Source organism: Dolichospermum sp. LEGE 00246 (assembly GCF_015207865.1).
GTDB lineage: Bacteria > Cyanobacteriota > Cyanobacteriia > Cyanobacteriales > Nostocaceae > Dolichospermum > Dolichospermum heterosporum.
This window is the reverse complement of record NZ_JADEWA010000100.1, coordinates 1-13,886: the sequence shown is the minus strand read 5'-3', so window position 1 is coordinate 13,886 and position 13,886 is coordinate 1. Positions and strand designations below refer to the sequence as shown.

The 13,886-nt window shown below is 40.0% G+C and carries 11 protein-coding genes; 3 read left to right on the top strand and 8 right to left on the bottom strand.

Translation table 11 applies throughout. The annotated features are described in order from the left end of the window. The first annotated feature begins 168 nt into the window (after positions 1-168). The 3 genes from IQ228_RS09490 to IQ228_RS09480 all read left to right on the top strand — a co-directional run bounded on the left by IQ228_RS09490 (position 169) and on the right by IQ228_RS09480 (position 4,192). On the top strand, positions 169-1,338 hold the full coding sequence (locus IQ228_RS09490; protein WP_193962730.1) for a glycosyltransferase family 4 protein: 1,170 nt from the start codon (positions 169-171) through the stop codon (positions 1,336-1,338). Positions 1,339-1,663: 325 nt separating this feature from the next. Continuing rightward, the gene (locus tag IQ228_RS09485) at positions 1,664-2,815 is read left to right on the top strand and encodes a glycosyltransferase family 4 protein (protein WP_039200875.1); all 1,152 of its coding nucleotides are present in this window, start codon (positions 1,664-1,666) and stop codon (positions 2,813-2,815) included. A gap of 102 nt (positions 2,816-2,917) precedes the next feature. Further along, a complete protein-coding gene (locus tag IQ228_RS09480) occupies positions 2,918-4,192 on the top strand; it encodes an ABC transporter ATP-binding protein (RefSeq protein WP_039200873.1) in 1,275 nt (424 codons plus the stop codon). Positions 4,193-4,944: 752 nt separating this feature from the next. Here IQ228_RS09480 and IQ228_RS09475 read toward each other — a convergent pair. From IQ228_RS09475 to IQ228_RS09440, 8 genes are all read right to left on the bottom strand, one after another. Continuing rightward, complete coding sequence (locus IQ228_RS09475; protein ID WP_193962729.1) at positions 4,945-5,613, bottom strand: dienelactone hydrolase family protein; 669 nt, start codon at positions 5,611-5,613, stop codon at positions 4,945-4,947. Positions 5,614-5,628: 15 nt separating this feature from the next. Next, positions 5,629-6,291 carry a phosphoribosyltransferase gene (locus IQ228_RS09470; RefSeq protein WP_193962728.1) on the bottom strand — a complete coding sequence of 221 codons (663 nt, stop codon included), beginning with the start codon at positions 6,289-6,291 and terminating at the stop codon, positions 5,629-5,631. Between the two features lie 17 nt (positions 6,292-6,308). Next, positions 6,309-7,247: a ribose-phosphate pyrophosphokinase gene (locus IQ228_RS09465; RefSeq protein WP_193962727.1), complete on the bottom strand. Its 939-nt coding sequence runs from the start codon at positions 7,245-7,247 to the stop codon at positions 6,309-6,311. Between the two features lie 138 nt (positions 7,248-7,385). Then, positions 7,386-8,159: a photosystem reaction center subunit H gene (locus tag IQ228_RS09460; protein WP_193962726.1), complete on the bottom strand. Its 774-nt coding sequence runs from the start codon at positions 8,157-8,159 to the stop codon at positions 7,386-7,388. Positions 8,160-8,894: 735 nt separating this feature from the next. After that, positions 8,895-10,583 (bottom strand): NAD+ synthase, encoded by a 1,689-nt coding sequence (locus IQ228_RS09455; RefSeq protein ID WP_193962725.1) that lies wholly within the window; start codon positions 10,581-10,583, stop codon positions 8,895-8,897. Between the two features lie 47 nt (positions 10,584-10,630). After that, positions 10,631-11,377: an NUDIX domain-containing protein gene (locus tag IQ228_RS09450; RefSeq protein WP_027404132.1), complete on the bottom strand. Its 747-nt coding sequence runs from the start codon at positions 11,375-11,377 to the stop codon at positions 10,631-10,633. Further along, complete coding sequence (locus IQ228_RS09445; protein ID WP_193962724.1) at positions 11,347-11,937, bottom strand: nicotinate-nucleotide adenylyltransferase; 591 nt, start codon at positions 11,935-11,937, stop codon at positions 11,347-11,349. The genes IQ228_RS09450 and IQ228_RS09445 overlap by 31 nt, the downstream gene beginning before the upstream one ends. 82 nt (positions 11,938-12,019) lie before the next feature. Then, the gene (locus IQ228_RS09440; RefSeq protein ID WP_193962723.1) at positions 12,020-13,405 is read right to left on the bottom strand and encodes a nicotinate phosphoribosyltransferase; all 1,386 of its coding nucleotides are present in this window, start codon (positions 13,403-13,405) and stop codon (positions 12,020-12,022) included. Positions 13,406-13,886: the final 481 nt, after the last annotated feature.

Sequence of the window (13,886 nt, the reverse complement as noted above, 5' to 3'; positions counted from 1 at the left end):
ATTTTATTTGTGGAAATGGAATAATTTTTATATTTAAACTGGTTTTGATTCTCAGCGTCGTATTAAAGGATCATGCGGAAAATAAATTATTTTGGCATCGGTAACATAAATAAAAGCGTAAATCAAAATCACTAATTTAAATTTATCTATCACAAGGAAGATAATTACGTGAAGAGTAAAGATATGAAGTTAAGTTCAGCATCGGCATCTATTCTAACTTTAGGTACGGGTTGGTTTCCTAATAATCCTGGCGGATTGGAACGGTATATTTATGAACTAACTCATCAATTAGCGGCATCTCAAGACCAGGTAGAATTATGTGGTGTGGGTTTACCTATAGATGCTAAAAATACACAAATTAAGTTAACTAATTTAGCTTGTCCAGATAGTAAGATTGGTGCTAGGTTGTGGTCAATTCGTAATAATTTCCAGAAAACAAGATTAGGTAAACCTGATGCAATTAATCTGCATTTTGCATTATATAGTTTTCCGATTTTAGATATTTTGCCTAAAGGAGTACCGGTTACTTTTAATTTTCATGGGCCTTGGGCTTCGGAAAGTCAGGAAGAAGTAGTTAATCAGAAATTTAGTGTTTGGTTAAAGGAACAAATAATAGAACAAAGCACTTATAATCGGTGCGATCGCTTTATTGTTCTTAGTAAAGCTTTTGGTCAGATTCTCCATCAAAAATACCAAATTCCCTGGGATAAAATTCATATCATTCCCGGTGGAGTTGATATTAATCATTTTCAGAATAATCTCTCGCGTCAAGAGGCTAGAATCAAACTAGGGTGGCCAAGGAATCGTCCAATATTATTTACTTCCCGGCGCTTAGTTCATCGCATGGGAATTGATAAGTTATTGCAAGCTGTAGCTATGATTAAATCTGGCATTCCTGACGTTTGGTTAGCGATCGCTGGTCGGGGACATATTCAAGCTTTACTACAACAACAAGCTAGAGAATTGGGTTTAGAAAACAATGTGCAATTTTTAGGTTTTTTACCAGAAAATGATTTACCTGTGGCTTATCAAGCGGCGGATTTAACTGTGATGCCGAGTCAATCTTTTGAAGGTTTTGGATTAGCTATTGTGGAGTCTTTAGCCTGTGGTACTCCTGTTTTATGTACTCCTGTGGGGGGAATGCCAGAAATCTTAGAGAAATTTTCCCCAGATTTAATTACTGAGGCGATTACTGTGGAAAGTATTGCTGATAAATTAGCACAAGTTTTGCTAGGAAAACTGCCTTTACCTGCTAGGGAAGAATGTCGTCATTACACGATTAAAAATTATGATTGGACAAATATTGCCCAACAGGTACGGCAAGTTATTTTAGCTTAAGTAGGTTGGCGTTGAAAATTGTCGTTATGGCAAGGCAAAAGGCAAGAGGCAAGAGGCAAGAGGCAAGAGTGAAGAGGGTTTGGGCTATTTTACGTTTCTTTACACAGTTTGGTTTTATTGTGTTCACCTACTTAGAGGATATTTTAAAAGTGGTATTCCGTAATTTTCATCACATTGCTACCCCTCTTTCCCCTTGTAAAGGGGGGAAACAATAAAAATCCAGTTCCCTCCCCTTTACAAGGGGAGGGTTAGGGAGGGGTAAAAAATATTTGATACATCAACCATAACTTTTCAAACACCCTCTTAAATTGATGATAAAAATTGTATGAAAGTTCTATTTTTAGACCAAAGTGGTAAACCCGGTGGTGCTGAGTTGTGTTTAGTTGATATTGCTAAACCTTATGGTGAAAATGCTCTGGTTGGTTTATTTGCAGATGGTAATTTTAGAAAGCTACTTGAAGAAAATCAAGTCCCAGTGGAGGTTTTGACAACTCAAGCCATTAAAGTTGGTAAACAAAGTGGTTTATTTCAAGCATTAGGTAGTTTAGGGCAAATAGTTCCTTTAATTACTCAGGTTGTGCAACGAGCAAGGAAATATGATTTAATTTATGCTAATACTCAAAAGGCTTTAGTCGTGGGGGCGGTAGCTAGTTTCTTGGCTCGTCGTCCTTTGGTTTATCATTTACATGATATTCTTTCTTTAGAACATTTTAGTAAAACTAATTTACGAGTTGCTGTTAATTTAATTAATCGTTGTGCTGCTTTGGTGATTGCTAATTCTCAAGCTAGTAAGATGGCATTTTTAGAAGCTGGAGGAAAATCAGATCTAGTTCGGGTTGTTTATAATGGCTTTGCGGCGAAAAATTATGAAGTTGATGAATTAGAAGTTAGAAATTTAAGAGAACATCTCAGGTTGGAAGGCAAGTTTGTAATTGGACATTTCAGCCGTCTTTCTCCTTGGAAGGGACAGCATATTTTAATTGATGCCCTTTCCCAATGTCCACAAGATGTGGTAGTAATTTTAGTTGGTGATGCTTTATTTGGTGAACAGGAATATGTCAAGGATTTACACCAAAAGGTTGCTGGATTGGGACTGGAAAATCGAGTCAATTTTTTAGGTTTTCGCGCGGATATTCCCCAATTAATGACAATGTGTGATTTAATTACCCATACTTCTATTGCGGCTGAACCTTTTGGTAGGGTTATTGTTGAGGCTATGCTGTGCGGTAAACCTGTGATTGCGGCTGAAGCTGGTGGTGCTATGGAATTGGTGGAAGATGGAATTAATGGCTTTTTAGTCACACCTGGAGAACCTCAAAAATTAGCCCAGGTGATTCATAATTGTCGGCAAGAATCTGTAAAAACTGCGAATATTGCCAATAATGCCAGAATTAGTGCTAGTGAACGTTTTGATGTCAGGATTATTAATCAACAAATTCAAGAATTGCTAAAATCAATCATATCCCCAACTTCTTGAAGAAGTCGGGGATCTTGGTCTTGGGAAACAATGTATAATATGGTAGTGTATGGGTGGAAATTTTCCGCTTCTATAAATTAATAAATTTTAAAGTGAATTCTCGTGGCACAAGTTGTATTAGAAAACGTTTATAAAAGTTTTCCCAGTCGCGGTGGGGAAGGGGCAAAAGCGCAACAAGACGGTACAGATGGTGTAAGTGTCTTGCGACGGATTAATTTAACCATTGCTGATGGTGAGTTTATGGTGCTGGTGGGACCCTCCGGCTGCGGTAAAAGTACGCTGCTGAGGTTAATTGCTGGCTTGGAGGTGATGACTGGTGGTAATATTTGGGTAGGCGATAGCGCTAGTGCGCCTCCAGGGCTTCGCTTGATTAATGACTTACCCCCCAAAGCCAGAGACATCGCTATGGTGTTTCAAAGTTATGCACTCTATCCCCACATGACTGTATATGACAATATCGCTTTTGGCTTACGTCGTCAGTTTCCAGATGAGGAAGCTGGGAAAAAAAGACTGACTCAATGGGGGGAAAATCTACTGGTAGGATTGACAAAAAAGTTACCCGTGGGATTGCGCTATATTTCTCCAAAAGAAAGAATTGTTGATCAACAGGTGCAAAAAGTTGCAGGTTTGTTACAAATTGAAACTTTGTTAAATCGTTTACCGAAACAACTTTCTGGGGGACAAAGACAACGGGTAGCATTAGGAAGGGCGATCGCTCGTAATCCCCAGGTATTCTTAATGGATGAACCATTATCTAATTTGGATGCTAAGTTACGGGCTGAAACCCGCAGCCAAATTGTCAAATTGCAACATCAGTTGGGAACAACGACGATTTATGTCACCCATGATCAAACTGAAGCTATGACTATGGGCGATCGCATTGCGATTATGTCAGAAGGTAAAATACAGCAAGTTGCAGCACCCTTAGAACTGTATAACCGTCCTGCGAATCGTTTTGTGGCTGAATTTATTGGTTCTCCACCCATGAATTTTATCCCGGTGGAATTTCATGCACCTTTATTAATTACTCATGCTAATTTCCGCTTCACGCTTTCATCTGTTTGGGGAAATGCACTGCAATCTTATGACGGACAAACTTTAATGTTGGGTATTCGTCCAGAACACCTGAGTTTGGGTGTACCTGCTACTAAAAATTTGCCAGTCAAAGTAGACTCAGTAGAAAACTTAGGAAATGACACTTTTCTATCTGTAAAAATTGCTGATCCTGATTTACAAAATCTAGACGGACAAACTTTACAAGCAAGAATTCCACCTGATAGATTCATCACCATAGGTGAGCAACTTTGGCTATCTTTAACTCCTGAGAAACTGCATTTTTTTGACCCCAAAACCGAATTAGCAATATTTCCAAAATAGGGAGAAAGCGATCACATTAAGTAGGTTGGCGTTGAAAATTGTTGTTATAGCAAGGCAAGAGGCAAGAGGCAAGAGGGAACGGGGAATAGGGAATAGGGAACAGGGAATAGGCAAGAGTAAAGAAGTTTTCAGCGATTTTACGTTTCTCTACGCAGTTTGGGACGGTCTACCACTTCCTCTAACATACCTCTAAGATACAAGGTTGGGTTGTGGAACGTGAACGTATCCCTGCGGGACACTGCGTGAACGCGGAGCAATTAGCATGAAACCCAACATTAGCGTTGGGTTGCGCTGTTGCTTAACCCAACCTACAGGAAATGGACAAGGTATTGTTTATTTTGTAGCTTACTCTTATTTGTCATTTTGTAAAAGTTTATATCCCACCCGTGTTTATACTCAAAACGGTTGGAACCTGGAATTTTGTAAAATCACGAAAAACCTAGATTTGTAGGGGTTTAGCACTGCTTAATGGTGTCAACTTAACGTAAAACCTCTATCCCGCAAAGAACTCAAGTCATCTCATTCCCATACTCTGTATGGGAATGAATTCTAGAAGGCTCTGCCTTCAATGATATTAGAGGCAGAGCCTCATCAACTGCATTCCTAGTCAGAGACTAGGAACGAGATGTGGTAGGGATTTGAGCTTAAGTTGACACCAATGAGCTTTTGCTTTACACCTACCCGCTTAAATCAAATAATTAAGCCGTGTTGAGTATAGTATAGCAACTTACGTTAATAGAGGATTTAATCTTTTACTTGAGGTAGTGCGTAAACCATTCACTCGCTAGTTGTGCTACTGCTGCTAATTTACCTGGTTCTTCAAATAAATGGGTGGCTCTAGGAATAATCTCCAGCCGTTTTACTGAGTGCAACTGTGCCAGTGCATCCTCATTCATTGCTATTACGGGCGTATCGTAACCGCCAACAATGAGCAGCGTTGGTGCTTTGACATGAGATAATGCTGAACCCGCTAAATCAGGTCGTCCACCACGGGAAACAATAGCTTGTACTGCCTCTGGACATTCTGCGGCAGCAACCAGGGCTGCACCTGCTCCTGTACTAGCACCAAAGTAACCTACTTTGAGGTTACAAGTATCTGGGTTCTGTTGTAACCAATTTGTAGCCCCAACCAACCGTGATGCTAACAACCCAATATCAAAGCGTAAATGTCTGGTTCGCAAATCAATTTCTTCTTCTTCAGCAGTGAGCAAATCAATTAATAAAGTTGCTAGTCCCGCCTGTTGTAAGACTCCGGCAACATAGCGATTACGAGGGCTGTGCCGGCTGCTACCACTGCCATGAGCAAACAATACTACACCCATAGCACCATTTGGAATCATCGAATTCCCCTCTAAGTTAACCTTACCTGCTGTCACTGACACCAGATGTTCTTGGGGATGCTGTGTTAATGTTCTATCCATCACCTCAACCTCCATTTACGAATTATTAGCTACTAGTAATTTTTGCCTTGTTAACAGTTCACATACCTCTGTGTCGGTTGTTTGCTGAAAATCTTCGTACCAAATACCGATGGCACACAAATCTTCTGGCATCATTACGCACACAACCTGATCTACTTCTGCTTGCAGTTCTTCACAGGTAGATGCTGCTGCAACTGGAACTGCAACCACCAGTTTACCGGGCTGTTGCTTTTTCAATGTAGCGATCGCTGCTCGGATAGTAGCACCCGTAGCAATGCCATCATCAACTAGAATAATGGTATGATTTTTGACTTTTGGTAGGGGACGATTACCCCGATAGGTATGGCTACGGCGGTCTAATTCCCGCATTTCGATAGCTGCTACTTGATTAATAGTTTCTGGGGAAATCCGCAACCAATCAACGACATTCTCATTAATTACACGCACCCCTCCGGTGGCGATCGCACCCATCGCAAGTTCTTTGTGTCCAGGTACACCGAGTTTCCGCACCAAGCAGACATCTAATGGGGCATCAAGTTCCTTTGCCACCTCATAAGCCACAGGCACACCGCCACGAGGAAGCCCCAATACTAAAACATCTGGACGATTGGCATACTCTGTTAACTGGGCAGCTAAGAGTTTACCGGCTTGCGCCCGATTTCGGAATCTTTGTAGCATATTTTTATACCTCTTTATTAAAATAAATCACTAATGGAGTCCGGAGATTTGATCGTAAATCGTTGAATAGCATTAGCAATTAAAGGCGCAACTGAGACAATTTTTAATTGCTGCCAGTCGGTTTCTTTTGGTGTTACGGTGTCTGTGACAAAAACAGCCTCGATGCTGGGGTGACTTAATTTCGCCCGTGCATCCTGAACAAATAGCCCGTGAGTAGCAGCAATAATTATTTCTGGACGGGCTTGGGCTGTGAGTAGTGCTTCAATACTCCTAGCAAGGGTGCCGCCTGTGGAAATCATGTCATCAATTATTAAACAGGAACAATCTTTTACATCCCCGACAACACGAGTCACTGCTGTTTCCGTGCCACTTTTGCGGTGTTTGTGTAGCACCACTACCTCACTATTCAGCCATTGAGCATACTGGGTTGCCATTTGGACGCGCCCCGTGTCTGGCGATACAACTACAAAGTTAGGGGGCAAATGATGGCGGATAGCTTCACAAAAAATGGGTACAGCCGTCAGACTATCTACAGGAATCCGAAAGAAACCTTCAATTTGTGGGGTGTGTAAATCCAGTGTGACAACATGATTAACCCCGACAGCTTGTAATACTTCAGCTACCATACTGGAAGTAATTGGCTCTCGTCGTCCTTGGCGTTTATCTGCACGGGCATAGCCAAAGTAAGGGATAATTGCCGTAATTTGAGCGGCAGCAGCCCGCCGACAAGCATCTGTAAAAGCTAAAAGTTCTACTAGATGGTCATTGACAGGTGGGGCTGTGGACTGAAGGATAAAAACAGCCTTTTGGCGTACCGACTCCAGGAGTTGTACATTTACCTCACCATCTGGAAAGCGTTCGACTACAGATTTACCTAAGGGGATATTGAGTTTTTGAGCGACTGCGGCAGCTAAATCAGGGTTAGCTGTGCCTGTAAAAAGGATGAAATTGTCCATAATCACGACGTTAAGTAGGTGAACACAATAAAACCAAACTGTGTAAAGAAACGTAAAATCGCCCAAACCCTCTTCACTCTTGCCTATTGCCTCTTGCCTTTTGCCTTGCCATAACGACAATTTTCAACGCCAACCTACTTATTTGGTGATTTGCTGCCAAGCTGCATCTAGAGCCGATTTTGTGCGCTTGCTGGCACGGGAAATACTCTCTTGCAAACTATGCCATTGTTCTTGTAAAAACTCCGTAGCCTCTTCTAAGGCGTGATGTGGATGCTCAGTAGAAGCTGCCACTTCGTCGCTAACTTCTTTAATTTTGACGCGGACAACTTCGGGTTTATCGTTGGGGGTAATGAGATGTTGCAGGCGATGCCTTCGGCAGGCTACGCCAACGCCTATAATATGTACAAGATGTTGTACTTGTTGAGATTTCTCACTCAAAAAACCCTGTAATCCTTCTGATTCTCCTTGAAGTTGGTCTTGAACACCTTCGTGGATAATTAGTTTATTGGTGCTAATTTCCTGGATATCTTCGGGATACAGAACTGCGCGTCCATCAAAAGGAACTGCAATTTCTCCAGCCACAATATAAGCGGCGATTTCTCCAGTTTGCCAATCAAATAAAAAATCTTCCACCCAACCTTGAGTTTCACCCAGCGCAGATTCAACCGTAATTTGATCCAAGCGGTGAAGATTGTCTGGAATGTCTGGCACTGGATGATAATAAATTGACACCGCACCCATACCTATTCCAGCAATTCCCTGTACTGGCAAATAAGCTTCCTCACCCGAAAAATAGGCAATACGCCCGGAATCATCCAGCCAGACTTCTTCTAACTCAGCAAAACGAGCAGATGTCGAGCTATCTATGGCTATTGAACCGATAATTTGACTACGACGCACAACATTGAGCATATTTCCCCTCCCATACTCTCTATTTCTGAGGAGTTTGATTAATACAACACAGCGGCTAATCTTTTGCCACCTTGTTGTTTGGAACTTGAACTCTACTTTGAGGGTAGCAAGAAAATCAGAGAAATTGTTCCATCAATTTGTAGAAAAAATGTAGAAGGAATTAATCCCAGGAGAACGAACTTAGTTATTAAGCAATAAGTAGTGAGACAGAATTAATTACACAATGTCATTGCGTAAGTGTTGCGTGGCGTTAGCTATATGAAACGAAGTGAAATGAAGCAATAGCGTTCGCGGAGCGTCCCGAAGGGAACTAGCGCTGCTGCAAGCAGTTCGCAACGGTTGTGATTGCTTCTCTTCGCTCGCAATGACTGTAAATATTTTTGTCCAATTACTTAACATTCCCTAATTACAAAAAAAGGGAACAGGGGACAGATAAGAAACAAAAGTTACTGAGTTTAAGAGGGTGTTTGAAAAGTTATGGTTGATGTATCAAATATTTTCTACCCAATATTTTCTACCCCTCCCTAACCCTCCCCTTTACAAGGGCCTTTACAAGGGGAGGGTTAGGGATTTTTATTGTTTCCCCCCTTTCCCCTTGTAAAGGGGGGTAGCAATGTGATGAAAATTACGGAATACCACTTTTAAAACATCCTCTAAAGCTCAGTCAAGAAAAAGATGTGAAATATTCGCATATTACAAAATGAAGTGCGGAATATGGGATCTAAATCAGCAATTTTAGATACATATATTCCTCAATGCAGACCAACTACTAGCAATAGGCATTCTCCAACCAGTCCCAAAAGCGCGGTCGGTGATTTTTAATCCTGGTGCAGCTTGTCGGCGTTTAAACTCCGCACGGGATAATAATTGTAATACCCTATCCACAATTGCTGGTTCATGACCTGCGGTAATAATTTCTGCTGCTGATTGATGTTGATGAATCAAACGGTCGAGAATATCATCTAAAATTTCATAAGGTGGTAGGGAATCTTGGTCAACTTGACCCGGTTTAAGTTCCGCGCTGGGTGCTTTGGTGAGAATATTTTCGGGAATAACTTCTTTTTGTTGATGGGAATTTAACCATTTACAGAGGGAATAAACGCGGGTTTTAGGAACATCAGCAATCACCGATAAACCGCCATTCATATCACCATAAAGAGTGCAATAACCAACAGCAACTTCCGATTTATTACCAGTAGATAAAAGCAAATAACCAAACTTATTAGAAATTGCCATTAATAAATTACCACGAATGCGAGATTGGAGATTTTCTTCCGCAATCCCAAATTCTGTGCCGGCAAATAACTCACCAAGAGATTTATCAAAACTTTCCATTAATTCCCCAATGGGTAAAATCTGAGTTTGAATATCTAAATTTTCTGCTAATGCTAAAGCATCACTAATAGAATGTTCAGAACTATAGGGAGAAGGCATTAACACACCAATCACATTTTCTTTTCCTAATGCCGCAGTCGCAATGACCGCAACTAAAGCAGAATCAACTCCCCCACTTAAACCTAACAATACTTTAGAAAAGCGACATTTACCCACATAATCTTTAACTCCTAAAACTAAAGCATTCCAAATTTCCTCATCTTCAGATTCATCAATGGGGGAAATATGACTTAATTGTAAATCCCGTTTATCGGCATTAAATTCAACGGTCAAAAAATCAGATACAAAACCTTTAGCACGACAAACAATTTCACCTTGTTTATTTAAAGCAAAACTCCGTCCATCAAAAATCAAATCATCATTTCCGCCAACTTGGTTTGTATAAATAATTGGTTGTTGAAAATTAACTGCACTATGTTTTAACATCGCTTCTCGCAGATGTTGTTTACCAACAGTGTAGGGTGAAGCAGATAAATTAACAGTTAAATCAACTCCTAAATTTGCTAAATCAGCAATGGGATTAACTGCGTAACTCCGCTTACCCCAAAATTCCTCATCATTCCATAAATCTTCGCAAATTGTCACACCAATATGAAGATTATCTAATTTAAAAGAATTGGCTTGTAGTCCTGGTTCAAAATAGCGTTTTTCATCAAAAACATCGTAAGTTGGTAATAGCCTTTTATGAAAAAATTGCTGGATTTTGCCATTTTCTAATAAAGCCATACTATTAAATAAATTTTTCCCTCCAGAAATGTGCGCTTGGGAATTTTTAACCACAGTTCCCACCAATACAGCTAAATTTGCGGGTAAATCTTCAGCTAATTTTTGCAATGTTTTATCTATTGATTCCACAAAACTAGGATTTAATAATAAATCCCTTGGTGGATACCCACAAATAGATAATTCAGGTGTTAATAATAAACGAACATTTTCTGATGCTGCTTGTTGTGACATTTCCAGGATTTTTTGAGTATTTCCTAGTAAATCACCAATAATAGGATTAATTTGAGCGATAGCGATTTTCATAATTTATCTGCGTCTATTTGCGTTCATCTGCGTTCAACTATTATTCCTTAAATAAACACCAAAGGTTTATCTTTAAATGGTGCAAAAGCATCTTTATCAAACCTATACAAACTTGCAGGACGACCAGCACCTCGTGATACTTTAATGCCAGTATCCGATAAAAAGCCCAATTTGAGTAACCGCGCTCGAAAATTAGAATAATCGGCAAAACATTCTCCTAAAACTGTAGTGTATAGTTGATACAAATCGTTTAAAGTAAAAGTTTCTGGTAACACTTCAAAAGCTATAGGACTATATTCTAATTTGTTTTTTAATCTTCTATGTCCATAGGTAATAATCTCATTATGGTCAAATGCTAATTGTGGTAATTGTTTGACGGGATACCAAGCAATACCCGCTACTTTATCGGCAATTAATTCTGCTTCTTCAAATCTGACTAAAGCAAAGTAACTAACTGATAAATAACGGACTCCATAGCTATCAATTTTTTCTCTGGGGTCACGGTTTGGACCACCAAAAGTATAAAGCTGTTCTAAATAAAGATTATTTACCTTTATTTTCTCAGCCATAATCCGATAAGCAGCATCTTCTAAAGATTCTCCTTGACGGACTAAAGTACCAGGAAGACTCCAATCATTTAAAAATGGTTCTTGCTGTCGCATGACCAAGAGAACTAACAACCGATTTTGAGCAGTATCTACAGAAAAAATCACATTATCAACACCAACTTTAAAGTCAGCTAAAGGTTGTTGATTTATGGAGTTTAGAATCTTTTTTTGGTTACGTATTGGCATTCGTACAAATGCTGTTGATGAATATAGGCAATGACGGGAGGTGTGAGAGTATTAATATCTCCTTGTTCACGAAAAGCGGTAGAGGAAACATCTAAACCAATTAAATTTGCAATTTTAATTTGTCCTCCGATTTGTTTAACTTTTTCTAAACTAGAATCATCTATTATATATCCTGGTCTGGGAATTACCAGTAATTGCACCTGTTGTAATAGATCTTCAATATGATACCAGCGCGGCAATTGATTGACTAAATCAGCCCCAATTACTAAAGTATATTCAATATCTTCTCCCCATTTTAATTTTGCTTTACCTACAGTTTCTAGAGTTTTCCAACTACTCAAATCTTGTTCTAAGGCAATATTTTGGTTAGCAACATTGATATCTTTAATTAACAGTTCTAACATTGCTGCCCTGTGTGGTAAAGGCGTTTGTTGGGATTTTAGAGGATTATCCGCCGCCCATACAGCCACCCAATCATAACGTTCAGATAACCATCTGAGAATTATTAAATGTCCAGCAGTTGGAGGATCAGCACTTGTACCAAATAAGGCTATTTTCATGATTTTTGATTCTGCTTTTTTGCAATTTTTAGAGTAATTTAAACGAACCACAGAGACGCAGAGGGCGCAGAGGTAAGAGAAATTATATTAATTTATCTCTTTTTTTCGTTTTATTTGTCAATTTCTGTAATGGTTCTGATATTTCAATTTTGACGGAAGTGGGATTTTCTATTCTTCTTGTTTCTGCTGGTAAACTAGCAACTGATGCCGCAGTTCGTTGACGAATGATTGTTAAATTTTCTGGTGTTTGTAATTGTTTACCTGCTTTGATTACTAACTGTAATAAAGATTTTTCATGGTCAGATTTTTCTTCTGTTAAGCCTAATCTATCTTTATGTATTTTACCATCTAAGAAGGATCGAAAAATTTGTTTTTTACCTGGATAAGTGAATTTACCACTTGATTCTTTCATGACGGGAATTCCATCAATATCTACAAGTTTATAAACTCCATTCACAGGTTGACCTGTAACTAATTTTGTGCCTAATCCATAACTATCAATTTCTGCCCCTTCTTGTTTAAGTCGGCTAATTTCCCATTCATCTAAATCACCACTGGCGAATATTGATATATTCGGTAAGAGCGATCGCACTTGTTTTGATAAACTAACTAAATCCCCAGAATCTAACCTGACTCCAGATAATTCTAATTTTCCAGAATTGACTTTTTCTGCTAATTTCTCCGCCGCAGCAACGGTATCATAGGTATCAATTAGTAATGACGCACCGGGAAAATATTGATGAAATGCCGTAAAAGCCTGTTCTTCACTCCCTTCTAAAGCTGATAAGGCCATAACTAAAGCGTGTGCCATTGTCCCACTTGGTTTTTGTCCTAGCTGTAGCGCCGCTAACACATTGGAAGTACCATCTAAACCACCTGCCAAAGCCGCCCGTGCTGCCCATAAAGAGGCTTGGGGACTAAAAGCCCTGCGTGTACCAAATTCTAAAAGTGTGGCTTTTTCTCCCGCTATATCCCTTAATCTTGCGGCTTTGGTGGCAATTAGAGTTTGATAATTCAGAGTATTTAAAAGATATGTCTCTACTATTTGCGCTTGCCATAAGGGTGCTTCTATTCGGAGCATAGGTTCATTTGCAAATATCGCTGTTCCTTCCGCAACTGCCCACACATCTCCAGTGAAGCAACCTTCCCGCAAAAGCTGCCAAAAACGCTCATTTGCGTGGGTAAAAATTCCCGTTGACTGCAAATCAGCAATTTGACTGTCATTAAACCGGAATTTAGTCAAATATTCCAAAGCTTGGGCTAAACCCATAGCTATTAAATAGCCAAAACCATCAGGTAAGCTTCTGACAAACAATTCAAAGCTCGCTTGCTTCTGCTCTATACCCTCACCGACATAACAAGCTGTCATTGTTAGCTGATAAAGGTCTGTTAGTAAGCTGTAATCCTCACAACTGAGATTTAATTCGGAATTTTTCCTTTCATAGTCTATATCCAGGAAAGTTGTCATAAGAATACCCGGTAAGTGGGAAACGAGCGTGGCTTGGCTCCCTGAGAGGGAAACTACACGAGCGGTTTTAACCGCTGTGGATATTAAAATTGAAACCAGATTTTTGATTGGAATCTGGAAACCAACTCCCATTTCTGGGGTAATGTTAGCCTTGACCTGTTATAAGAGCTTGCTTGAGCTTGCAACACTGTTCCAGTGACCTTAGAACTGTTTAATCACAAGCGACAGAGCAGGGAACTGGCTATGCCTGACGGCACGAACGCATTCCAGGGTGTCGTGACTCAAATAACGGCTACCCTTCGACTCCCTTCGACTTCGCTACCTCGACTTCGCTCGGCACAAGTCAGGGCAAGCCGCTCAGGGTGGTCTGGTCAGTACGGCTTGCTTGATTACTCTTGCAAGCCCAGTCCCTTTAGGGCTGGGTTACTGACCCTTAAAACTCCTGATTGATGATTTTATTTTCATAATAACTAGAATTTTG